Source organism: Bradyrhizobium sp. S3.2.6 (assembly GCF_040546885.1).
In the GTDB taxonomy this organism is placed as follows: Bacteria; Pseudomonadota; Alphaproteobacteria; order Rhizobiales; family Xanthobacteraceae; genus Bradyrhizobium; species Bradyrhizobium cytisi.
This window is the reverse complement of sequence record NZ_JBEPOS010000002.1, coordinates 164520-186904: the sequence shown is the minus strand read 5'-3', so window position 1 is coordinate 186904 and position 22385 is coordinate 164520. Positions and strand designations below refer to the sequence as shown.

Annotated in this window: 18 protein-coding genes; 7 read left to right on the top strand and 11 right to left on the bottom strand. The window is 63.9% G+C overall.

The genetic code is table 11. The features are described from left to right. Nucleotides 1-71: 71 nt before the first annotated feature. From ABID58_RS05200 to ABID58_RS05190, 3 genes are all read right to left on the bottom strand, one after another. Complete coding sequence (locus ABID58_RS05200; RefSeq protein WP_148748867.1) at nt 72-476, bottom strand: YccF domain-containing protein; 405 nt, start codon at nt 474-476, stop codon at nt 72-74. 63 nt (nt 477-539) lie between these two features. Further along, a complete protein-coding gene (locus ABID58_RS05195; protein WP_354031804.1) occupies nt 540-2084 on the bottom strand; it encodes an acyl-CoA synthetase in 1545 nt (514 codons plus the stop codon). 161 nt (nt 2085-2245) lie between these two features. Then, nucleotides 2246-3055, bottom strand: a complete 810-nt coding sequence (locus tag ABID58_RS05190; RefSeq protein WP_354031803.1) for a crotonase/enoyl-CoA hydratase family protein — start codon at nt 3053-3055, stop codon at nt 2246-2248. Between the two features lie 116 nt (nt 3056-3171). On the opposite strand from ABID58_RS05190, the gene ABID58_RS05185 reads away from it, so the two are divergent. After that, a complete protein-coding gene (locus ABID58_RS05185) occupies nt 3172-4044 on the top strand; it encodes an SDR family oxidoreductase (protein WP_354031802.1) in 873 nt (290 codons plus the stop codon). 219 nt (nt 4045-4263) lie between these two features. Here the strand turns inward: ABID58_RS05185 and ABID58_RS05180 are convergent, their stop codons facing one another. Continuing rightward, the gene (locus ABID58_RS05180; protein WP_354031801.1) at nt 4264-5538 is read right to left on the bottom strand and encodes an acyl-CoA dehydrogenase family protein; all 1275 of its coding nucleotides are present in this window, start codon (nt 5536-5538) and stop codon (nt 4264-4266) included. 210 nt (nt 5539-5748) lie between these two features. Here ABID58_RS05180 and ABID58_RS05175 point away from each other — a divergent pair, with 210 nt between their 5' ends. Continuing rightward, the gene (locus ABID58_RS05175; RefSeq protein WP_354031800.1) at nt 5749-6528 is read left to right on the top strand and encodes an enoyl-CoA hydratase-related protein; all 780 of its coding nucleotides are present in this window, start codon (nt 5749-5751) and stop codon (nt 6526-6528) included. A gap of 111 nt (nt 6529-6639) precedes the next feature. Here the strand turns inward: ABID58_RS05175 and ABID58_RS05170 are convergent, their stop codons facing one another. Genes ABID58_RS05170 through ABID58_RS05160 form a run of 3 tightly spaced genes read right to left on the bottom strand, consistent with a single transcriptional unit; the run spans nt 6640 to nt 8791 of the window. Further along, nucleotides 6640-7017, bottom strand: coding sequence for a DUF6285 domain-containing protein (locus ABID58_RS05170; protein ID WP_354031799.1), 378 nt, complete (start codon nt 7015-7017; stop codon nt 6640-6642). A gap of 2 nt (nt 7018-7019) precedes the next feature. After that, nucleotides 7020-8006 (bottom strand): phosphotransferase family protein, encoded by a 987-nt coding sequence (locus ABID58_RS05165; protein WP_354031798.1) that lies wholly within the window; start codon nt 8004-8006, stop codon nt 7020-7022. Further along, the gene (locus tag ABID58_RS05160; RefSeq protein WP_354031797.1) at nt 8003-8791 is read right to left on the bottom strand and encodes an enoyl-CoA hydratase/isomerase; all 789 of its coding nucleotides are present in this window, start codon (nt 8789-8791) and stop codon (nt 8003-8005) included. The genes ABID58_RS05165 and ABID58_RS05160 overlap by 4 nt, the downstream gene beginning before the upstream one ends. Nucleotides 8792-8956: 165 nt before the next feature. On the opposite strand from ABID58_RS05160, the gene ABID58_RS05155 reads away from it, so the two are divergent. From ABID58_RS05155 to ABID58_RS05145, 3 genes are all read left to right on the top strand, one after another. Beyond that, a complete protein-coding gene (locus tag ABID58_RS05155; RefSeq protein ID WP_148748876.1) occupies nt 8957-9736 on the top strand; it encodes an SDR family NAD(P)-dependent oxidoreductase in 780 nt (259 codons plus the stop codon). A 129-nt stretch (nt 9737-9865) separates the two neighbouring features. After that, nucleotides 9866-10246 (top strand): VOC family protein, encoded by a 381-nt coding sequence (locus tag ABID58_RS05150; RefSeq protein WP_354031796.1) that lies wholly within the window; start codon nt 9866-9868, stop codon nt 10244-10246. A gap of 252 nt (nt 10247-10498) precedes the next feature. Next, nucleotides 10499-11776: an acyl-CoA dehydrogenase family protein gene (locus ABID58_RS05145; protein ID WP_354031795.1), complete on the top strand. Its 1278-nt coding sequence runs from the start codon at nt 10499-10501 to the stop codon at nt 11774-11776. A gap of 183 nt (nt 11777-11959) precedes the next feature. On the opposite strand, the gene yghU is transcribed toward ABID58_RS05145, so the two are convergent. Further along, on the bottom strand, nt 11960-12841 hold the full coding sequence (yghU, locus tag ABID58_RS05140; RefSeq protein WP_354031794.1) for a glutathione-dependent disulfide-bond oxidoreductase: 882 nt from the start codon (nt 12839-12841) through the stop codon (nt 11960-11962). A gap of 298 nt (nt 12842-13139) precedes the next feature. On the opposite strand from yghU, the gene ABID58_RS05135 reads away from it, so the two are divergent. Both ABID58_RS05135 and ABID58_RS05130 read left to right on the top strand, forming a co-directional pair. Continuing rightward, entirely contained in the window at nt 13140-14273 is a 1134-nt protein-coding gene (locus ABID58_RS05135; protein ID WP_354031793.1) for a nitronate monooxygenase, read from the top strand. Nucleotides 14274-14389: 116 nt separating this feature from the next. Then, nucleotides 14390-15907, top strand: coding sequence for an acetyl-CoA acetyltransferase (locus ABID58_RS05130; protein ID WP_354031792.1), 1518 nt, complete (start codon nt 14390-14392; stop codon nt 15905-15907). 155 nt (nt 15908-16062) lie between these two features. Here the strand turns inward: ABID58_RS05130 and ABID58_RS05125 are convergent, their stop codons facing one another. The 3 genes from ABID58_RS05125 to ABID58_RS05115 all read right to left on the bottom strand — a co-directional run bounded on the left by ABID58_RS05125 (nt 16063) and on the right by ABID58_RS05115 (nt 22362). Next, nucleotides 16063-17259, bottom strand: coding sequence for an efflux RND transporter periplasmic adaptor subunit (locus ABID58_RS05125; protein WP_354031791.1), 1197 nt, complete (start codon nt 17257-17259; stop codon nt 16063-16065). Next, nucleotides 17246-20425: an efflux RND transporter permease subunit gene (locus ABID58_RS05120; protein WP_354031790.1), complete on the bottom strand. Its 3180-nt coding sequence runs from the start codon at nt 20423-20425 to the stop codon at nt 17246-17248. Before ABID58_RS05120 ends, ABID58_RS05125 begins: the two co-directional genes overlap by 14 nt. Before the next feature lie 245 nt (nt 20426-20670). Further along, complete coding sequence (locus ABID58_RS05115) at nt 20671-22362, bottom strand: methyl-accepting chemotaxis protein (protein ID WP_148748884.1); 1692 nt, start codon at nt 22360-22362, stop codon at nt 20671-20673. Nucleotides 22363-22385 lie beyond the last annotated feature (23 nt).

The following is a 22385-nucleotide window of genomic DNA, read 5'->3' as shown; positions in this document are numbered from 1 at the left end:
TGCCGCAGCGCAAGATGAAGTTGGGGGCGGCGCACACAGGCCCGCGCCGGGCTCGAAGTGTGCCGGCAAGGTCAGGCAGGCACGATCACCTTGCCGATCGGCCAGAGCGCGATGCCTGCGAGCTTCAGATGGGCCCACGCAAAGGGAATGCCGATGATGGTGATGGCAAAGATCACGGCCGTCAGGACGTGGCCGAGCGCCAGCCACCAGCCGGCCAGCACGAACCAGATGATGTTGCCTATCACTCCGAGCGGGCCGGTTCCGATATCGCCAGCACCAGTGACCTCGTCGCGACTGACCGCCCGCGAACCGAACGGCAAGAGCGCATAGACGGCGATGTTGAACGCCGCCCGCGCCCAAGGCAGGCCGATGATGGTGATGGCCATGATGATGGACGCCACCAGCCAGCCGAATGCCATCCAGGCACCGCCGATGAGAATCCAGATGACGTTGAGCAGAATGGAAACGGGGGCCATTAGATTCAGGAACCTTGGGATGATCCGGGGTCAATGATCGCGTTTGTATAACACAAATCCGAGCTAGATCTTTCGTCCCGCCTGCTCCCAATAGGGATCGCGCAGGCGGCGCTTGACGATTTTTCCCGAGTCTTCGCGCGGCAGTCCCGAGCGGACCTCGATATGCTTCGGCACCTTGTAGTCGGCAAGCGAGCTCTTCAGCCGCGCGCGGATATCGGCTGCATTGAGCGTGACGCCCGGCTGCGGCTCGACCACGGCCATCAGCGCCTCGCCGAATTCGGCGTCGGGGATGCCGAACACGGCGCAATCATGCACGCCCGGCACGGCGTGCAGCACGGATTCGATCTCGGCCGGATAGATATTGACGCCGCCCGAGATCACCATGTCGCGCTTGCGGTCGCAGATGAAGACGTAACCGTCCGCGTCGATGTAGCCGACGTCACCCGAGGTGATGAAGCCGTCGCGGTCGATCTCGGCGCGCTTCTCCGGCTTGTTGTGGTAGGTGAAGTCGGCCATCGCGGCCATGCGCGAATAGATCTCGCCGATCTCGCCGACACCAAGCACGCGGCCGTCATCGCCGATGAAGCGCAGCTCGGCGCCGGGCGAGATCTTGCCGACGGTGCCGGGCTTCTTCAGTGCGTCCTCGGAGGTCGCAAACGTGACCGCGCTGGATTCGGTCGAGCCGTAGAATTCGTAGATCACCGGACCCCACCATTCGATCATGGCGCGCTTGACATCGGCCGGACATGGTGCCGCAGCGTGAATGATGTGGCGCAGCGAGGAGACGTCGTAATTGCTGCGCACCTCCTCCGGCAGCTTCATCAGGCGGATGAACATGGTCGGCACCATGAAGATGGTGTCGATCCTGTACTGCTCGATCAGCTCCAGAAATTCTTCCGGCTCGAAGCGCGGCATCAGCGCCAATACGCCGCCGAGCTTGCCGGCGCGGATGCCGAACGAGTTCGGCGCGGAATGATAAAGCGGGCCCGGCAGGATCGCGCGAGCGCCGGGCTTCAAGCCATAGATCATCGCGCGCATGCGCTCGCCGGCGGCCTGCTGCTCCAGCGTCGGCGCATTGCGGCGCACGCCCTTGGGATGGCCGGTGGTGCCTGAGGTGTAGATCATGTTCATGGGCTGCGGCACGACCGGGCCGTCATAGGGCTGGAATTGCGCGAGCCAGGATTCGAAATCGATCGCGAATTCAGGAGCCGTCAGGTGATCGGGATCGATCTTGTAGTTGGACAGGATCTCCGGCGGTGTCGGCACGCTGAGCACCGTCACGCCTTTCGGGATCGCATCGCGCAAGGCGTGCAGCATGTCGGCATGTCCGATCAGCACGGACGTGCCGGTATCGCCAAGGATGTAGTTGATCTCCTCCGGCTTGAAATGCCAGTTGATCGGCACGCCATAGGCCCCGAGCCGCATCGCGGCGTAAGCGGCTTCGAGAAAGGCGATATCGTTGCGCATCAGCATGCAGACGCAATCGCCTTGGCGGACGCCGATCCTGGCGAGGCCGGACGCGATGCGGTCGGCGCGATTGGCGACCTCGGCATGGTCGCGACGGCGATCTCCGGAGACGATGCCGAGGAATTGGGACGCTTCGCTCATTTTTGTTTTCCGATGTTTCGTCGGGTTGAGAGAGGTGGGCATCACTCAGGCCGTCATTCCGGGGCGATGCGAAGCATCGAACCCGGAATCCATTTCACAGCGGACGATGAGGTGCGATGGATTCCGGGCCTGCGCCTGCGGCGCATCCCGGAATGACGAACTCAATCCGCAAACCTCGCCGCGCGCTTCTCCAGATTCGACCGCACCGCTTCGGTCTGGTTCGCGCTGCCGATCAGCTTCTGCTGCTCGACCGACTCTGCAAGCAACGCAGGGCCGGAATCGACCGAGAGATTGTTGAGCAGGCGCTTGGCAGCGCGGATCGCATCGGGGCTCTTGCCAGCAATCTCGCGTGCGACTTCGAGCGCTGCGACGCGCGGGTCGTCGCAGATGCGCGTGGCGAGGCCATACGTCATCGCCTCCTGCGCGGAGAAGATGCGGCCGGTGTAAGTAAGATCGCGCAAGATGTCATCGCGCACGAGCGAGGCCAGGATCGGCGTGCCCGCCATGTCGGGCACGAGGCCCCATTTGATCTCCATCACCGACATCCGCGCATCGGGGGCGAGGAAGCGCATGTCGGCGCCGAGCGAGAGCTGGAAGCCACCGCCAAAGGCAACGCCGTGCACGGCCGCAATCACGGGAACCGGAAGCTGGCGCCATCCCCATACCGCCTGTTGCGGAAAGTTCGCCTGGCCATGCGTGCGCTTGGTGAGATCGCGATTTTCGCCACCCGGAATTCCGTTGCCGCCATTCTCCTTCATGGCGGCAAAACGCCCCATGTCGAGACCGGCGCAGAAGGCGCGGCCCTCGCCGGACAGCACGACGACGCGCACGCCTTTTTCCTTCGAAAGCCGCTCGGTTGCCGCAACAAGGGCCTCGAACATGGCCTGATCGAGCGCATTCATCTTATCCGCGCGCACCAGGCGCACGTCGGCGACGCCTTCCGAGATCGAGATCGAGACGCGCTCTTCCATGGATGAATTCTCCCCTAGTTCTTGCCTGTTCTTGTTCGGTGCCGCTTTACAGAAAGCTGACCGCCGGATTTAGTCAATCGACCAATTAACTGACAATCCGTAAGGGAGAAACAGCCATGTTCAAGGAAAATCTTCTGGCTGGACGGCGCATTCTCGTGACCGGCGGCGGCACGGGCCTCGGCAAATCGATGGCGGCACGCTTTCTCCAGCTCGGCGCCGAGGTGCACATTTGCGGCCGGCGCAAGATCGTCTGCGACGAGACCGCGACAGAACTGATGGATCAGTATGGCGGCCGCGTCACCAGCCACGGCGTCGACATCCGCAATGCGCTCGCCGTCGAGGAGATGATCGAGAGTATCTTTCGCGACGCGCCGCTGACCGACCTCATCAACAACGCCGCCGGCAATTTTATCTCGCGCAGCGAGGAGCTCTCGCCGCGCGGCTTCGACGCGGTCGCCAACATCGTCATGCACGGCACGTTCTATGTGACGCATGCGGTCGGCAAGCGCTGGATCGCCTTGAAGCAGCCCGGCAATGTCGTCTCAATCACGGTGACCTGGGTGCGCAACGGCTCGCCTTACGTGGTGCCGTCGGCGATGAGCAAGTCGGCGATCCACGCCATGACGATGTCGCTTGCGACCGAATGGGGCCGACACGGCATCCGTCTCAACACCATCGCGCCGGGCGAGATCCCGACCGAGGGCATGAGCAAGCGCATCAAGCCCGGCGACGAGGCCGGCGCTCGCACCAAGGCGATGAACCCGATGGGCCGCGTCGGAACCATGGAGGAATTGCAGAACCTCGCGGTGTTCCTGATCTCCGGCGGCTGCGACTGGATCACCGGCGAGACCATCGCCATGGACGGTGCACAGGCGCTGGCCATGGGCGGCAATTTCTACCAGCTCCGGGACTGGAGCGACGACGACTGGAAGACCGCGCGCGAGAGCATCATGGCGCAGAACGAGAAGGACCGGGCGAAGCGGGGATAATCTCGTGCCCCGGACGCAGCGCAGCGCGCCGCCTTCGGCGTGGTGCGGGCGACAATTGAGGGAGCCGTATTGGGCGGGCAAGGATCGACGGGTGAATTGATTTCGTAGGGTGGGCAAAGGTGCGCTCTTCGCGCGCCGTGCCCACCGTCTTACTACGCTAGCCGGAAGCATGGTGGGCACGCTTCGCTTTGCCCACCCTACGAGTGCACAGATTGACGCTCAATGCTTCCCCGGCCCCATATACCCAAACAAAAACCCCGCCACCTTGCGCATCTGGATCTCCTCGCTGCCCTCGGTGATCCGGTAGCGGCGGTGGTGGCGGTAGATGTGCTCGAACGCCTTGTGGCGTGAATAGCCCATGCCGCCGTGGACCTGCATGGCGCGGTCGGCGGATTCGCAAGCGAGGCGGTTTGCCCAGTAGTTGCACATGGAGACGCGATCGGAGAGCGTGCGCTCGACCTGCTCTTCGGTGAGCTGGTCCATCTCCCATGCGGTCTTGCGGATCAACAGGCGCAGCATCTCGGCTTGCGTGGCAAGCTCGACCAGCGGGAACTGGATCGCTTGGTTCTCTGCCAGCGCCCTGCCGAACGGCTTTCGCTCGCGCGCATATTTCACGCTTTCGTTGATGCAGTAAACGGCCGCGCCGAGCGAGCTCGCGGCCTGGCGGATGCGGTTCTGGTGCACGAAGCACTGCGCCAGCGACAGGCCGCGGCCGACCTCGCCGAACAGCGCATCCTCAGGCACGAACACGTCCGTAAAGCTGACGCGGGGATGATCGGTCGGCATGTTGAAGGTCCACATGTACTCCTCGACCTTCACGCCATGGCTCTTGGCCGGCACCAGGAAGCAGGTGATGCCGCGGGCATCGCCGTCATTACCCGAGGTGCGCGCGAACAGCGCGCAATGCGTGGCAACGTGCATGCCGGTGGTCCACATCTTCTCGCCGTTGATGATCCAGCCCTTGACGTTGTCGCGAGTCGCCGGCACCGCGCGCGTCTCCATGTGAGTCGCGTCCGAGCCGTGATTGGGTTCGGTCAGGCCGAAGGTGATGCGGTATTTGCCCTTGATCGAGCCGTCGATCATCGCCTTCTGGTCGTCGCGGCCGTAGCGATCGAGCATGGTGACGACGGGAAAATTGCCGACGATGGAGTGCTCGTTCTGGAGGTCGTTGTGCAGGCCGAGGCCCTTTGCGGCAAAATGCTCGCGGATCACGGCCATCCAGAGGTTGGAGCCATCCTTGCCGCCATACTGCTTCGGCACCGGAAAGCGCAGATGGCCGGCGGCGTCCGCGAGATCCTTCGCCTTGCGCAGCAGCGCTTCCCATTCGTGACGCGGCAGGCCGCCATTCTCGAAATCGGTGCGCGCCCATTCGCGGCGATGATCGAAGAAGCGGATGTTGTCGTCGGCCTGTTCCAGCGGCTTGATCTCGCGTTCGATGAAACGATCGAGCTCTCCGAGATAGGCGACGAGATCGGCAGGTAATGAGAAATCCACGGTTCTCTCCCGGATTGATTCTATCGTTTTGCGTTAAGACGCTAGGCGCGTTTTGCTTCGCACGATTAGGGTGAGAAGAGCGCGCTCAAGTCAAGCAAAGCGAGGCGTGCCAGACGCGCAAGGCACATTGCGCAATTCGATGGTGTTGAACGATGCCTCCGCGGTACTATGACGCCAATATTCCTTCACGAGAAAATGCGGGAGCGCGCGATGGAGCTGAAATTCTCAAAAGTGGAACGCAAGGGGCCGATCACGATCATCACGCTGTCGCGGCCCGAGGTCTACAACGCGCTGCACACCGATGCGCATTTCGAGCTGCAAAAGGTGTTTGACGATTTCGCCGCCGACCCTGCGCAGTGGGTTGCGATCGTCACCGGCGCCGGCGACAAGGCGTTCTGCGCCGGCAACGATCTGAAGTGGCAGGCGGCGGGAGGCAAGCGCGGCTGGGACAAGGGCGGTTTTGCCGGCCTCACCGCGCGATTCGACTGCGACAAGCCGATCATCGCCGCGGTCAACGGCGTCGCCATGGGCGGCGGCTTCGAGATCGCGCTCGCCTGCGACCTCATCATCGCCTCGGAGAACGCGACCTTCGCCCTGCCCGAGCCGCGCGTCGGCCTCGCTGCGCTTGCTGGCGGTTTGCACCGGCTGCCGCGCCAGATCGGATTGAAGCGCGCCATGGGCATGATCCTCACCGCGCGTCATGTCAGCGCCAAGGAGAGTTTTGAGCTCGGCTTCGTCAACGAGGTGGTGCCGCAGGGCGAAGCGCTTGCTGGCGCGCTGCGCTGGGCCGAGATGATCACCAAGAACTCGCCGATGTCGATTCGGGCGTCGAAGCAGACCATCCGGAAGGGCCTTGCCGTGTCGCTGGAGCAGGCAATCGAGGAGCAGCGCGAATATCCGGCGGTGAAGGCGATGGTCGCGTCGCAGGATTACATCGAGGGCCCGAAGGCGTTCTCGGAGAAGCGGCCGCCGAACTGGGTGGGGAAGTAGCTCAACGCGTCATTGCGAGCGGAGCGAAGCAATCCAGAATCTTCCCGCGGAGACAGTCTGGATTGCTTCGTCGCAAGGGCTCCTCGCAATGACGGAGGATGGGGCCACTGCCTACCCGCCCCGCCCCAGCTCGCGCTTGTATGACGCATAGTTCGGCTGATCCACCGCGAGCTTGTCCATCGTAGTCGCCCACAGATGCTCGGCCAGCCCCGGTGTTGCGAGATCCACCTCGCCCTTGGCGATACGATCCGCGAGTGCGCGGTTGAGGTCAGTCACCGCGCCGTCCATGCCAAGTAGCGCGCGCAGGCGCTCCACCTCCGCAGCATCACCCCCCTCCTCCTGCGTCAACTGCCGAGTCACGAGGTCGAGGATGTTGACCGCCACCCGCAACTTGAAGGCCTGATGGCCCGAGACCAGCGGCGTGATGTCGTTGCGGAGGAAATCGGCGACTGCCTTGGTCAGCTCGATCGGTGTCGGTTCGTCCTGCATGCCTAACCTCCCCGCGGCGCGAGCAGCCGCAGCAGATCGATCTCGGTCTCCGAGGCGCGGCGGCCGATCATGGCGCGCTCCATCGAATGATCCGGACCCTCGCGGAACCGCTGCATCATGCCGCCGCACATGATGCCCCAGCGCAGCGTGCCCATCACTTCCCAAAATTTCACGCGCGACGGATCGACCTTGCGGCCGGCAGCCTCGTAACCGGCGAACAGCTCTTCGCGCGAGCCGAAACCGCCGACGGGCTTGTCGATCTCACCAAAGCGCCAGGAGTTCACGCAGACCCAGCCGAGATCCTCCATGGGATCGCCGAGATGGGCGAGCTCCCAGTCCAGCACCGCGCGAACGCCGTCGGCGCCGATGATGAGATTGCCGTTGCGGAAGTCGCCGTGCACCAGCGTGGTCTCGGCGGACGGACCGGGATCGTGGTCACGCAGCCAGCGCAGCGCCAGCTCGAACACCGGCTTTGGCCAATTCAGGCTGCGATAGTCGCGCTCGGACTCGGATATCTCCTGAGTCCCGGACCGGCTGCGCAACTCGGGCAGCTTGTCCTGCGGCAGCCTGTGCAGGCCCGCAAGCACGACGCCGATCTGCCGCGCGAGAAGCGGCCGCGCCGCCGCGAACTCCTCGTCGCGCAGGATCTTGCGCGCGATGGTCTCGCCCTCGACCCGCTGCATGATGAAACCGGTGCCGAGATCCTCGTCCGGCGTCAGCACATGCATCACACGCGGCGACGGCACGCCCGCCTCATAGGCGAGCTGCATCAGCCGCGCTTCAGCGGCAAGACCGGCTGCACGCGTTGGCGCTGCGCCATAGCCTTTCGGCGAGCGGCGCAGGATCGCGCCGATCGGCCCATCGGGATGGGTAATGTCGAAGCGCCAGGTCTCCTGACTGGCGCCGCCGGACAGCTTTGCCGCGCCGGTAACGCCGGTCGCTCCCTTGCACCAGCGCGCAACGCTGCGGGAGAGCTCCGCCTCGATCATTTGCCTTTGAACTGCGCCGGACGCTTCTCCAGGAAGGCGCCGACACCTTCGCGAAAATCCTGCGTATCGCCGGCGCGGAGCTGGCACTGGAATTCGAGATTGAGCTGGTCCTCGAAGGAGTTTTCCGGGCTGTCCCAATAGAGCTTGCGGATCAGCGACAGCGCGACCGTCGGGCCGCTGGCGAGATCGCGCGCGAGCTTCATCGCCTCCTCCATCAGCACGCCATCATCGTAGACGCGGTTGATGAGGCCCCATTCCAGCGCCTTTTCGGCCGGCAGCCGCTCGCCCATCAGCGACAATTCGACCGAGCGCGCCTTGCCGATCAGGCGCGGCAGCAGCCAGGTCGAGCCGCAATCCGGCACGAGGCCGATGCGGCGGAAGGCTTGAAGAAAGTAAGACGACCGCGCGCATAAAATCATGTCGCCGAGCAGCGCGCAGCTCATGCCGGCGCCCGCCGCCGGGCCGTTGACCGCCGTGACGATCGGGCAATGCAGATTGCGGACGCGGCGCAGGAACGGATGAAAGCCGGTCTCGAGCGTCAGGCCGGCCTTGGTCTTCTTCGACTGGTTGTTGCGGCCCTGGAGATTCGCACCGGTGCAGAACGCCCGCCCGGCGCCGGTCAGCACGACGCAGCGCACCTCATCCTTTTTCTCCTCGATCGCGTCGAGCGCATCGGAGAGCCCGCCCAGCATGTCCACGGAGACTGCGTTCATCACCTCCTGATGATCGAGCCTGATGATCGCAACCGAACCATCGATTTCGAGCGTGACGTGTTTGAACTGCATCGTTTCCTCGTCGGTTGCGGCCCGCGTCAGTTTCGCAGACCGGAATTTGTTGCCGGAGCGCATATTTGATTTTTGGCGCGGTCTTGTCCATGGTGATCAGAGCATAGCAAGCAATCTTGCGCGCAGCGGCTGATGCGCCTTAAGCAAAAAACAGGAAACGCGCCCATGAATCTTTTCGACCTCTCCGGCCGCGTCGCGGTGATCACCGGCGGCAATGGCGGTATCGGGCTCGGCATCGCGCAGGCGCTCGCCGGCCAAGGCTGCAACGTCTCGATCTGGGGCCGCAATGCTGACAAGAACAAGGCTGCTGCCGCGAGCATGGCGGGCCTCACCGGCAAGGTCGATACCCGCGTCTGCGACGTCACCGATCCGGCCTCCGTCAATGCCGCTATGAACGCGACGCTCGACAGCTTCGGCCGGGTCGACGGCTGCTTCGCCAATGCCGGCATCGGCGGTGGCGGCCGCAGGTCCTTCATCGAGCGCACCGAGGCGGAATGGCGCGCGATGTTTGCGACCAATCTCGATGGTGTGTTCCACGCCTTCCAGGCGGCCGCAAAGCACATGACCGACCGCGCCAATGCCGGCGATCCCTTTGGCCGGCTGGTTGCGACCTCGAGCCTCGCCTCGATCTTCGGCACTGCGCGCAACGAGCATTATGCGGCGACCAAGGCCGCCATCAACGCGCTGGTGCGCGCGCTCGGCGTCGAGCTGGCGCGCCACGGCGTCACCGCGAACGCGATCCTGCCGGGCTGGATCAAGAGCGACATGACATCAAGCATCATGGCCAACGAAAAATTCGTCGCCAACGTGATGCCGCGCATTCCGGTGCGGCGCTTCGGCGAGGCATCCGATTTCGGCGGCATCGCGGTGTATCTGATGAGCAAGGCGTCGTCGTATCACACCGCGGATACGTTCGTGATCGACGGCGGCTATACGGCGTTTTGAGATCTCGTAGGGGGGCAAAGGCGCATCTGCGCCGTGCCCACCACAAGCGCTTTCGACTACCGTGGTGGGCACGCTGCGCTTTGCCCACCTACGGTCTCTGGTTTTGCAAGCGCTGAGGGGATAGGGCAAATGTTTTCGCACATCATGATTGGCACCAACGATCTCGACAAGGCGAAGGTCTTCTACGACAATTTGCTGAACTCGCTCGAAGTACGTCCGGCGAAGGTCGACGGCCATCGCATTTTCTACTTCACCAGGACCGGCGTATTCTCGGTGTCGAAGCCGATCAACGGCGAGCCGGCGACCTGTGCGAATGGTGGCACCATCGGCTTTGCCGCCAACTCGCCTGAGCAGGTCGACAAGTGGCACGCCGCCGGCGTCGCCGCTGGCGGAACGCCGATCGAGAATCCGCCCGGCATTCGCGAGGGCGCGGGAAACAAGCTGTATATCGCCTATTTGCGCGATCTCGACGGCAACAAGATCTGCGCGATGCACCGGATGCCGAACTGATTGAAGCCGCGGCTTCTCGGTTCAATCACTTCCGTCTCTGGAATACTGGATCGCCCGATTGAATCGGGCGATGACAGCGGAGAGCGCGGCGAGCACATCGAAACAGCGCTCCTCGATTCAAACAACATTTCAAACGCCCTTGCGAAATTCCATCGCATGGCATGGCTTGCGTGAGAAAATACGCGCTCGCGCTTTGGCCGTGCTGCGACTATTCTCCGGCCCAACGCGATCTCAGTGACCCCGGGAGGAACAATGACAAAGCACGCCTACATTCCCCGCACCACCAACTACACGCTCAATCCCGGCGACGAGCTCAACGATCTCCGCATGTCGGACCAGGTGCGGCCGCTCTACGATCATGTCAGGAAATTCATTCGCGAGACGGTCGAGCCGATGTCGACCGAGTTCGCCAAGGCCGGCGAAGGCAAACAGGATCGCTGGAGTTTTACGCCGAAGCAGCTCGAGGTGCTGGAGGTCGCCAAGAACAAGGCCAAGAAGGAAGGCCTCTGGAACTTCTTCCTGCCCGATGACGAGACCGGCCAGGGCCTGAAGAATCTCGACTACGCCTATATCGCCTCCGAGCTCGGCAAGAGCCCGCTCGCCTCCGAGACCATGAACTGCTCGGCGCCCGACACCGGCAACATGGAGGTGCTGGAGCGCGTCGGCACCAAGGAGCAGAAGGAGAAGTGGCTGAAGCCGCTGATGAACGGCGAGATCCGCTCGGCCTATGTCATGACCGAGCCGAACGTCGCCTCCTCCGACGCCAAGAACGTCTCGACCACCGCAAAGCTTGTCGGCGACGAGTGGGTCATCAACGGCGAGAAGTATTACATCTCCGGCGTCGGCGATCCCCGCTGCAAGATACTCATCGTGATGGTGAAGACCAATCCGGACGCGGCGCCGAGCAAGCAGCAGTCGCAGATCCTGGTGCCGCGCGACACGCCCGGCGTCGAGGTGCTCGGGCCCATGTATGTGTTCGGCCAGGACCACGCGCCGCGCGGTCACATGCACATGCGATTCAACAATGTCCGCGTGCCCAAGGAGAACATGCTGCTCGGCGAAGGCCGCGGCTTCGAGATCTCGCAGCTCCGTCTTGGCCCCGGCCGCATCCATCACTGCATGCGCACCATCGGCAAGGCCGAAAAGGCGCTCGACCTGATGGTGCAGCGTGGCCTCACCCGCGAAGCCTTCGGCAAGAAGATCGCCCATCTCGGCGGCAACATGCAGATCATCGCGCAGGCGCGCTGCGAGATCGAGGCGATGCGGCTGATGGTGTTGAAAGCGGCCAAGGCGATGGACGTGCTCGGCAACAAGGAAGCCCGCGTCTGGGTCTCCATGGTCAAGGCCATGGTGCCGGAGCGGGCCTGCAAGATTATCGACCAGTCAATCCAGATGCACGGCGCCACCGGCATCTCGCACTGGACCCCGCTCGCCGAAATGTACCAGGACGTCCGCCACCTGCGCTTCGCGGATGGTCCGGACGAGGTACACTGGATGGTGGTGGGACGCCACGAGCTGAGCATGGCGTGAACTCTGTCCTCTCCCTCTCCCCGTTCTTTACGGGGAGAGGGTTGGGGTGAGGGGCTGTCTTTGGGAAAACGGTGTCAGTCGGACTCGCGGAGACTCCCCCTCACCCGCCGCACTCCGGACGATGCTTCGCATCGCTCGGCGCGCGTCGGCCTCTCCCCGCAAGCGGGGAGAGGCGAAGAGGCCCTACGACGCAGCAGCCACTTCGCCGATCTTGTCCTGGGTCCTGGTCTCGAAATCGCTCGCGTCGTGGCGTTCGTGAAGCTGGCTGGCGGGGTCGCCGGAGACGCGGTTGACCATGCGGCCGCGCTTCACCGCGGGGCGTTTTGCGATCTGGTCGGTCCAGCGCTGCACGTTCTTGTAGTCCTGCACCGACAGGAACTCGCCGGCGCCGTAGACCAGCCCCTTGGCGAGCGCGCCGTACCAGGGCCACACCGCCATATCGGCGATGGTGTAGTCCTTACCCGCGAGATATTCGTTATCGGCAAGGCGCCGGTCGAGCACGTCGAGCTGGCGCTTGGTCTCCATCGCAAAGCGATCGATGGCGTACTCGATCTTGAACGGCGCATAGGCGTAGAAGTGGCCGAAGCCGCCGCCGAGATAGGGTGCGCTGCCCATCTGCCAGAACAGCCAGGACATGGCTTCGGTGCGGGCCTTGATGTCCTTCGGCAGGAAGGCACCGAACTTCTCGGCGAGATAGAACAGGATCGAGCCGGACTCGAACACCCGGATCGGCTCCGGACCCGAGCGGTCCATCAGCGCTGGGATTTTCGAGTTCGGGTTGATGTCGACAAAGCCGCTGCCGAACTGGTCGCCATTGCCTATTCTGATCAGCCAGGCGTCGTATTCGGCGCCCTTGTGGCCGAGCGCCAGAAGCTCCTCCAGCATCACCGTCACCTTCACCCCGTTCGGCGTCGCCAGCGAATAGAGCTGGAAGGGATGCTTGCCGACCGGCAGCTCCTTGTCGTGGGTGGCCCCGGCAATCGGCCGATTGATGCTGGCGAACTGGCCGCCATTCTCCTTGTTCCAGGTCCAGACTTTTGGCGGCACGTAAGGGGTATCGGTCATGCGAGGGCTCCGGCGAAAAGATGCGCATGCATTAATTAGCCCGCTGACGGCCGATGACAAGCCCTGCCGGGTCTGCACGAGGCGCGGAACTCACGTCCGGGTCATGCAACTTGACCTTGCTGAGGAAGGCCTGGAATGGAGGCCGCCCTGCCGAGCTCCCGCGTGCGGCCTGGCACGCAGCACGGCGTGTGCACGCAAGATGCGTTGCCAAATCCGGATTGGCATTGCGCAAGACGATGGCCTAGCTTCGATGGCCTTCGCCCGAGAGACAACAACAGAAGGCCGCCGGGAGAGGACCATGAAATCGCCGATCTGCGACATGCTGGGCATCGAGTTTCCGCTGCTCGCCTTCAGCCATTGCCGCGATGTCGTTGCTGCCGTCAGCCGTGCCGGCGGCTTTGGCGTGTTAGGTGCTACCGTGCATACGCCGGATACGCTCGAACGCGAGCTGAAATGGATCGACGACCACGTCGACGGCAAGCCCTACGGCATCGACGTGCTGATCCCCGAGAACATCTCGACCGCGGGCGAGAAGGACGTCACCTGGAAGAGCCTGGAGGCGCGCGTGCCGCAGGAGCACCGCAAATACACCAGCGATCTCCTGAAGAAGTACGACATCGAGCTGATGACAACCGATGTGGCTGACGACGAGCCGCAGCCGTTCGATGCCGAGACCGCGCTGGAGTTGCTAAAAGTCTCCTTCAATCATCCGATCCGGCTGATCGCGAACGCGCTGGGCGTGCCGCCGAAAGCGATGATCGAGATGGGCAAGAAGCACAACGTGCCCGTGGCCGCCCTTGTCGGCGCCAAGGAGCACGCGTTGCGCCAGGTCGCGGCCGGCGTCGATATCCTCGTGGTGCAGGGCACCGAAGCCGGCGGCCATTGCGGCGAGGTCTCGACCATGGTGCTGGTGCCCGAGGTGATCAAGGCGATCAAGAAGGTCCGCGACGTGCCGGTGCTGGCGGCTGGCGGCATCATGACGGGCCGGCAGATGGCAGCCTGCATGGCGATGGGTGCAGCCGGCGCCTGGACCGGCTCGGTGTGGCTTGCCACCGTCGAGTCCGAGACCAGTGAGATCTTTCGCGAGAAGATGATCGCTGCGTCGTCCCGTGACGCAATCCGCTCGAAGGGCCGCACCGGAAAGCCGGCGCGACAGCTCCGTTCGGTCTGGACCGATGCCTGGGACCGCGCGCCGGAAAGCCCCGGCGCGCTGCCGATGCCGCTGCAAAGCATCATCAGCCGCGACGCCTTCAACTCGATCGACCGCGCCGCGGCCGCCGGCAACGCCAGGGCGCGCGATCTCGTCAGCTATTTCGTCGGCCAGGGCGTCGGCCTGATCGACAGCGTGAAATCGGCCGGCGCCGTGGTGCAGGAGTTCAAGGAAGAGTTTGCCGAAGCCGTCGAGCACATGAATGCGCTGGTGGCGGAGTAACAACCACCTGTCATTGCGAGCGTAGCGAAGCAATCCAGACCGTCATCGCGGAAAGATTCTGGATTGCTTCGCTACGCTCGCAATGACGAAAACAATCGACATCGTGAATTGAGGCCATGACCGAAAAGACCATTGTTCACGAAGACCGCATCCCCGTCATCGTCGGCATCGGCGAGATCGTCGACCGCCCCAAGGAGATCGCCGAGGGCCTCGAGCCGCTCGATCTGCTCGAACAGGCGCTGCGACGCGCCGAAGCTGACGCCGGCGCGAAGCTGCTCGGTGAGGTGCAATCGCTCGACGTCGTCAACTTCCTGAGCTGGCGCTATCGCGATGCGGAGAAGCTGCTTGCGCAACGGCTCGGCGTCTCGCCGGCGCATTGCTATTACGGTCCGGTCGGCGGCGAGAGCCCGATCCGCTTCATTCACGAGGCAGCCAAACGCATCGCGCGCGGCGAATGCACCGTCGCCGCGGTCTGCGGCGCGGAAGCGCAATCGACGGCAACCAAGGCCGAGCGCGCCGGCGTCAAGCTGCCATGGACGCCGTTCGCCCAGGATGTCCCGGAGCCGAAGCGCGGCGCTGCGTTTCAGAAGCCACTGGCTATCAAGCTCGGCGTGTTCCGGCCCGTGACCGTCTATCCGTTCTATGAAGCGGCATCGTCCGCGCATTGGGGCCAGACACCGCGCGAGGCGATGGCGGAGTCAGGCACGCTGTGGTCGCGCTATTCGGCGGCCGCCGCGCAAAATCCCAATTCGTGGCTGAAGCGGCGCTATGCGCCCGAGGAGATCACGACGCCGACCGCGGACAACCGGCTGATCGCCTGGCCCTACAACAAGCTGATGGTCGCCAATCCAAGTGTTAACATGGGCGGCGCGCTGTTGCTCACCAGCCTTGCCAGGGCGCGTGCGGCTGGCATTGCTGAGGACAAGCTGGTCTACCCGCTCGGCGGCGCGTCTGCCGAGGAGCCGCCCGACTATCTGGTGCGCGACCAGTTTTACGAGAGCCATCCGCAGAACGCGGTCCTGACGGCCGTGATGGACATCGCCGGCGGCGACGGTAAAAATTTCGACGCGATCGAGCTGTACAGCTGCTTCCCTTGCGTGCCGAAGATGGCGCGGCGGACGCTGGGGCTGGGCGCCGACGTGCAGCCCACGGTGACCGGCGGGCTCACCTTCTTCGGCGCGCCGCTCAACACCTACATGACGCATGCAGCCTGCGCGATGGTGCGGCGCCTGCGCGACGGCGACAAGCTCGGCCTGCTGTACGGCCAGGGCGGCTTCGTCACCAAGCATCACGCTCTGGTGGTGTCGAAGACGCCACCGCGCGAAGCGCTGGCGCAGGAGACCAGCGTGCAAGATGAGGCCGACCGCAACAGGCGCGCGGTGCCGGAGTTCGTCACGAAGGCGAGCGGAAAAGGCAAGGTGGAGAGCTTTACCGTGCTCTACGGCCGTGACGGCGATGCCGAGCACGGTGTGGTGATGTTGCGCACGGCGGATGACCGGCGGACGCTGGCACGGATTCCGGCGAGCGATAATGCGACGCTGGCGCGCCTATCGAACATGGATAAGACGCCAGTCGGCTCAATTGGCGAGATCACCCTGGCAGCCGATGGCACACCGGAGTGGCGGGTGGCGTAGCTAGCTCTCGTGTCCCGGACGCGGTGTGGCATGCAATGCCGCTCCGCTGAGCCGGGACCCATAAAGCAACGCGGTACTTTGAGGAGAGATGGGCCCCGGCTCAGCAGCGCACCACTTCGTGCTGCGCTGCGTCCGGGGCACGAGACCGCCCTTAACTAGCCCTTCGGCGCCTGCTTTTCCGACGCAGTTGCCGGCTTGCCGCCGGCACCAACGACGCGAACCGCATCGCCATCAGACAAACCGTCCGGCGGGGCAGTGATGACACGGTCGTCCGGTGTGATGCCCGAGGCTAGCTCAATCTCCTTGCCGAGATCACGGGCGATGGTCACGGTCTTGAACTGCACCTTCTCGTCCGCACCGACGGTCGCAACACGCAGGCCGCTGCCGTTGAAGATCAGGGCGCTGGCGGGAATGCTGAGCGGCGCGGTGTCGCGCTGGAGGTTGAGCTTCACGCTCGCATAGCCGCCGGGCATCAGCTCGCCGTTGGAATTGTCCAGCCCAAGCTGCATCCGCGTGGTGCCCGATGCGACGTCGACGGCCTGGGAAGAAGCTTCCACCGTCGCCTGGAAGGTCCGGTTCGGATATTCCGGCATCACGATGGAGGCCTTTGCGCCGATCTTGATCGCCGGCACGTAGTTCTGGGGAACGTTGACGTAGACGCGCAGCTTGGTGATGTCGGAGACCACGAACATCGCCGGCCCCGAGCCGCCGCCCGCGTTGATCAGCGCGCCAACGTCGGTGTCGCGCGCCGTGACCACGCCATCGAATGGCACCGTAATCTTCTTGTAGCCGGCCAGCGCCTCGAGACGCTCGACATTGGCCTGGCCGGAATGGACCGCGGCATTCTTGTTGGAGAGATCGGCGGTGCGCTCGTCGATCTCCTGCGCCGAGACGAAGTTGGAGGCGACCAGCGTTTTGCGCCGATTCAGGGTTGCTTCCGACAGCCTGGCGCTGGCTTGCTGGCTGGCGAGGTCGGCGCGGGCCTGCAGGAGCTGCTGGTCGAGGTCTGGCGCCTCGATCTCGGCGATCACCTGGCCGGCCTTGACGCGGGCGCCGATGTCCGCGCTCCAGCTTTTGAGATAGCCGGAGACGCGCGCGAAGATCGGAGCGCGGTAATAGGCCTCGAGCCGGCCCGGCAGATCGATGGTGGAATTGAGCGCCTTGGCGTTTGGCAGCGTCACCGCAACGCTGGGAACGGCCTGGTCGTCGGTCCATTCCTTCAGCTTGGAGCCTTGCTCCTCGCGGGCCCGGATGCCGGTGCCAACCACGAGGCCTGCCGCAATCAGCGTCACCACGCCGAAAATGCCCAGTTTCCGGTGCGATACCGGGGAGCGGGGTTCAGTGGGCGACATGCGGAGTCTCCGATCGGGCGGCGGCTTTGGCGCCTTGTTTCTTGTGTACCATACTGAACACCACGGGAACAAAGATCAGCGTTGCGAAGGTTGCAAAGATCAGGCCGCCGATCACGGCGCGGCCAAGCGGCGCATTCTGCTCGCCGCCCTCGCCCAGCCCGAGCGCCATCGGCGCCATGCCGATGATCATGGCAAGCGCAGTCATCAGCACCGGGCGGAACCGGACGAAGCCGGCTTCCAGCGCGGCCGCAATGGGATCGCCGAGCTCCTCATAGCGCTCGCGGGCGAAGGAGATCACCAGCACGCTGTTGGCGGTGGCCACGCCCATGCACATGATCGCGCCGGTCAGCGCCGGCACGGACAGCGTGGTCTGGGTCGTGAACAGCATCCAGATGATGCCGGCAAGGGCCGCCGGCAGCGCCGTGATGATCACGAACGGATCGGACCAGGACTGGAAGTTCACGACGATCAAGAAGTAGATCAGCACGACGGCGCCGAGCAGGCCGAACAGAAGGCCGGTGAAGGCGCTATTCATGGTCTGCACCTGACCAAGCAACGCCACGGAGGAGCCCTTCGGCACATCCTTGGCGGTGTCGGCGATGGCCTGGCGGATGTCGGTTGCGACCGCGCCGAGATCGCGGCCCGACGTCGTGGCAAAGATCTGCACGAGGTTTTGAATGTCGTACTGCGACACCACCGCGCTCGAGGTTGCACGCTTGATGTCGGCGATGCCGCCGAGGATCGGCGACTGCGAGGCGCCGGCCGCGGTGATTGGCAGCGTCTGCAACGCGCTGAGCGAATCGATCTGGTATTGCGGCGTCTGCATCACGATCGAGTAGGACACGCCGTTGTCCGGGTTGAGATAATAGGTCGGCGCGACCTGTGAGGAGCCGGCGAGATTGACCACGAGGCTGTTGGTGACGTCGCGCTCGGTCAGGCCGACATATTGCGCGCGGGTGCGATCGACATCGATATTGAAGGTCGGCAGGTTCGGTGATTGCTGGATGCGTGCATCGGCAACGCCTGGAATCCGGCGGACCCTGGCAAGCAACTTGTTGGCGTATGCAAAGTTGCCGTCGAGATTGGCGCCGCGGATCTGGAGATCGATCGGCGCCGGCGCACCGAAATTCAGGATCTGGCTGACGATGTCGGCCGGCAGGAAGGCGAAGCTGACGCCCGGGAACAGCCGCGGCAATTGCTCGCGCAGCACCCGTACATGTTCCTCGGTCGGCTTGTGACCTTCCTTCAGCTTGATCTGGATGTCGCCGTCCTGCGGACCGATCACGCCAGTGTTGTTGTAGGTCATGTTGATACCGGAGATCGGCATGCCGATGTTGTCGGTCATGGTCTCGATCTCGCCCGGAATCAGCTTGCGCACCGCCTTCTGCACATCCGCGAGCTGGTTGGCGGCCTCCTCGACGCGAGTGCCGACCTGGGTGCGCACATGCATCAGGATGTTGCCGGCATCGACGGCGGGGAAGAAATTGCGCCCCAGGAACGGCACCAGCGCGAAGGAGGCACCGACCACGCAGAGGAAGCCGATCACGAACACCGCGCGATGCGCCAGCGCCATGCCGAGCAGACCGCGGTAACCGCCGCGAATACGCTCGAACCGCGCCTCGAATCCGCGCTGGAACCAGACGAAGGGATTGCGCGACTTCGGTGGCTCGCCCTCATGATGGACGTGCGCATGCAGCAGATAGTTCGCCATGGTCGGCACCAGCGTGCGCGACAGGATGAACGACCAGATCATCGCGAACATCACCGCTTCAGCCATCGGCACGAACAGGAAGCGCGCGACGCCGGTGAGGAAGAACATCGGCACGAACACGATACAGATACAGAGCAGCGAGACGAAGGCCGGCGTCACGATCTGGTTGGCGCCGTCGAGGATCGACTGCTCGACCGGCTTGCCCTGCTCGAGATGATAATTGATATTCTCGATGGTCACCGTGGCGTCGTCGACCAGGATGCCGACCGCGAGCGCAAGGCCGCCGAGCGTCATGATATTGAGCGTCTCGCCGATCGCCGAGAGCATGACGATGGCACCGAGCACGGACAGCGGGATCGAGACCGCGATGATGAGGGTCGAGCGCCAGCTGCCGAGGAACAGCAGGATCATGACGCTGGTGAGCAGCGCCGCGATCACGCCTTCGAAGGCGACGCCTTGAATCGCGCCGCGGACGAACACCGACTGGTCGCCGATGAAGCCGATCTTCAGCGCATCCGGCAACTGATCCTTGACGTCGATGACCTTCTGCTTGATGCCGGCGATGATATCGAGCGTCGAGGTCGCGCCCGCCTTCAGCACCATCATCAGCACCGAGCGGTTGCCGTCGACGTGGACGATGTTGGTCTGCGGCGGATTGCCGTCGCGTACGGTTGCGACGTCGCGCACATAAACCATCGCGCCGTTGACGGTCTTGATCGGCAGATTACCGAGCTCGTCGATCTTGAGCGGTGAGTTGTTGAGCTGGATGCTGTATTCGAAGCTGCCGATCTTCTGGGTGCCGACCGGCGTGATCAGGTTTTGGGCCGCGAGCGCATTGGCGACGTCCTGGCCCGAAAGGCCGCGGGCCTGAAGCGCGGTCGGGTCGAGGTCGATCTGGACCTGGCGCTGCTTGCCGCCGAACGGGTACGGGATCGCCGCACCGGGCACGGTGACCAGGGGTGTGCGGAGCTGGTTGATGCCGATGTCGGCGAGGTTCTGCTCGGTCAGGCCGTCGCCCGACAGCGCCACCTGGATGATCGGGACGGTCGAGGCGGAGTAGTTCAGGATCAAGGGCGGCGTCGCGCCCGGCGGCATCTGCTTGATCAGCGTCTGCGAGATCGCGGTGACCTGCGCATTGGCGGTGCGGATGTCGACATTGGGCTGGAAGAATATCTTGATGATGCCAAAGCCGTTATAGGAATTGGCGGTGATGTGCTCGATGTCGTTGACCGTCGTCGTCAGCGCCCGCTGGAACGGCGTGGTGATACGGCCGGACATCTGGTCCGGCGGCAGGCCGGTGTATTGCCAGACCACGCCGATCACGGGGATGCGGATGTCCGGAAAGATGTCGGTCGGCGTCCGCAGCGCCGCGAGCGGTCCGATGATCAGAAGCAGGAGCGCCAGCACGACAAACGTATAGGGCCGGCTCAGGGCAATACGGACCAGAGCAATCATTCGTCAGGCAATTCCAAATACGGGGACAGGGAACACGCCCCCGCGGGTTCCTCGGCTGATTTACCCGAACACCGCCGAAATGGCCAACGACAGCGTGTCACGTGCGGTCAATTCCCTGCTATCGCATAGCGAAATCGCATTCCAGATATGCAGCCTCTCGTCGAAAGATTACAGGAAGGGCCTTCAACCACGCAAAAAGGCGGCGCCCGGAGGCACCGCTTTCAGAACTGACATCTTCTTGAGGTCTACGCCGCCCGAACGTTGGTCAGGAACTTGCTGACCTCGGTTTTCAACCGGGTCGAGTCGTTCGACAGCATCTGCGCCGCCGAGAGTACTTGCGAGGAAGCTGTGCCGGTTTCGGTGGCGCCGCGCTGCACGTCGGTGATGTTGGACGAGACCTGCTGGGTGCCCTGCGCCGCCTGCTGGACGTTGCGGGCGATTTCCTGGGTCGCGGCACCCTGCTCTTCCACCGCGGCCGCAATCGCCGAGGAGATTTCCGAGAGACGCTCGATGGTCGAGGAGATCTCCTTGATCGCGCCGACCGAGTCGTTGGTCGCCGCCTGGATGCCGGAGATCTGCTGGCCGATCTCGCCGGTCGCCTTCGCGGTCTGTTCGGCCAGCGCCTTCACTTCGGAGGCGACCACCGCGAAACCGCGGCCGGCTTCACCGGCGCGCGCCGCCTCGATGGTGGCGTTCAGCGCCAGCAGGTTGGTCTGGCCGGCGATGGTGTTGATGAGCTCTACGACATCGCCGATGCGCGAAGCGGCTTTCGACAGCTCGCTGACGCGCTCGGTGGTGGCACGGGCCTGGCCGACGGCGTCACCCGCCATCCGCGCCGATTCCTGCACCTGACGGCTGATCTCGCCGACCGAGGAGGCCATCTCTTCCGTCGCCGAAGCCACCGACTGGACGTTGGTGGAAGCCTCCTCCGAAGCTGCGGCAACCGTGGTCGCCAGTCGCTGCGATCGGTCGGCGGTCGAAGTGAGCGTCGAGGCGGAGGATTCGAGCTGGGTCGAGGCCGACGACACGGTCTGGACGATCTCGCCGATCATCGTTTCGAATTCGCGGGTGACATTGTCGACGCGGCGGCCGCGCTCGATCTTGGCTTCGGCGTCGGCCGCAGCAGCCTCGTCGGCAGCCTTCTTGGCGATCAGCGCTTCCTTGAAGACCTGGAGCACGTCGGCCATGGCGCCGATCTCGGTCTTCTCGCCACGGTGCGGGACCTCGGCGGAAAGGTCGCCTTTGCCGAGCGCCTGCATCGGCTGGATGATGGAGTTGATGCCGCTGGAGACGTCCTGGACGAGATAGAAGCCGACGCCAATGCCAATGACGACGGCGGCGCCGAGGATGATCGCGACGAGTACGAAGGCGTAGTAATAGGTGTCGGAGGCATCGGCGGAGGCCTGATCGCCGCCCGTGGTGTTCAGCTCGATGTCCTTGGCCAGAATCGCGTCGGCCTCAAGCCCGATCTTGTTGACTGTCTTGGTGTTCAACTCGTGCGCCTCGTGCGGAATCTTGCCGGCCTCCTTGCGCGATAACGCCATGACTTCCTGGGTGCCCTTCTTGTAGTCCTCCCAGATCTTGGACCACTGGCTGTAAAGCGCGCGCTCCTCGGGCGAGGTAATCATCGCCTCGTATGCCTTGCGGAATTTGGTATTGGCCTCGATCACCGTCGCGAGGGTCTTCTCCGCCGCGAGCTTCTCCTCCAGCGTTTCCGCCAGCATATGCTCGCGGATGACGTTGCGGTAGGTGATGACGCCGGCGCGCAGATCGCCGATCACCCGCACGCTGGGCATCCAGTTCGTGGTGATATCGACCGTGTTCGCGTTGATCGACCGCATCTTCATGACGGCGAGCAGGCCCATGCCGGTCATCGCGACCAGCAGGAACGCCACGACACTGATGATCTTGGCGCGGATGGAGAGGGAGGCGAACATAATCGGGTCTCTTTGCTGGCGCG

What these genes read in the sequence shown, in the direction of transcription:
- ABID58_RS05200 (WP_148748867.1), bottom strand. Translation starts at nt 476, where the DNA reads ATGGCCCCCGTTTCCATTCTGCTCAACGTCATCTGGATTCTCATCGGC.
- ABID58_RS05195 (WP_354031804.1), bottom strand. Translation starts at nt 2,084, where the DNA reads ATGAGCGAAGCGTCCCAATTCCTCGGCATCGTCTCCGGAGATCGCCGT.
- ABID58_RS05190 (WP_354031803.1), bottom strand. Translation starts at nt 3,055, where the DNA reads ATGGAAGAGCGCGTCTCGATCTCGATCTCGGAAGGCGTCGCCGACGTG.
- ABID58_RS05185 (WP_354031802.1), top strand. Translation starts at nt 3,172, where the DNA reads ATGTTCAAGGAAAATCTTCTGGCTGGACGGCGCATTCTCGTGACCGGC.
- ABID58_RS05175 (WP_354031800.1), top strand. Translation starts at nt 5,749, where the DNA reads ATGGAGCTGAAATTCTCAAAAGTGGAACGCAAGGGGCCGATCACGATC.
- ABID58_RS05170 (WP_354031799.1), bottom strand. Translation starts at nt 7,017, where the DNA reads ATGCAGGACGAACCGACACCGATCGAGCTGACCAAGGCAGTCGCCGAT.
- ABID58_RS05165 (WP_354031798.1), bottom strand. Translation starts at nt 8,006, where the DNA reads ATGATCGAGGCGGAGCTCTCCCGCAGCGTTGCGCGCTGGTGCAAGGGA.
- ABID58_RS05160 (WP_354031797.1), bottom strand. Translation starts at nt 8,791, where the DNA reads ATGCAGTTCAAACACGTCACGCTCGAAATCGATGGTTCGGTTGCGATC.
- ABID58_RS05155 (WP_148748876.1), top strand. Translation starts at nt 8,957, where the DNA reads ATGAATCTTTTCGACCTCTCCGGCCGCGTCGCGGTGATCACCGGCGGC.
- ABID58_RS05150 (WP_354031796.1), top strand. Translation starts at nt 9,866, where the DNA reads ATGTTTTCGCACATCATGATTGGCACCAACGATCTCGACAAGGCGAAG.
- ABID58_RS05145 (WP_354031795.1), top strand. Translation starts at nt 10,499, where the DNA reads ATGACAAAGCACGCCTACATTCCCCGCACCACCAACTACACGCTCAAT.
- yghU (WP_354031794.1), bottom strand. Translation starts at nt 12,841, where the DNA reads ATGACCGATACCCCTTACGTGCCGCCAAAAGTCTGGACCTGGAACAAG.
- ABID58_RS05135 (WP_354031793.1), top strand. Translation starts at nt 13,140, where the DNA reads ATGAAATCGCCGATCTGCGACATGCTGGGCATCGAGTTTCCGCTGCTC.
- ABID58_RS05130 (WP_354031792.1), top strand. Translation starts at nt 14,390, where the DNA reads ATGACCGAAAAGACCATTGTTCACGAAGACCGCATCCCCGTCATCGTC.
- ABID58_RS05125 (WP_354031791.1), bottom strand. Translation starts at nt 17,259, where the DNA reads ATGTCGCCCACTGAACCCCGCTCCCCGGTATCGCACCGGAAACTGGGC.
- ABID58_RS05120 (WP_354031790.1), bottom strand. Translation starts at nt 20,425, where the DNA reads ATGATTGCTCTGGTCCGTATTGCCCTGAGCCGGCCCTATACGTTTGTC.
- ABID58_RS05115 (WP_148748884.1), bottom strand. Translation starts at nt 22,362, where the DNA reads ATGTTCGCCTCCCTCTCCATCCGCGCCAAGATCATCAGTGTCGTGGCG.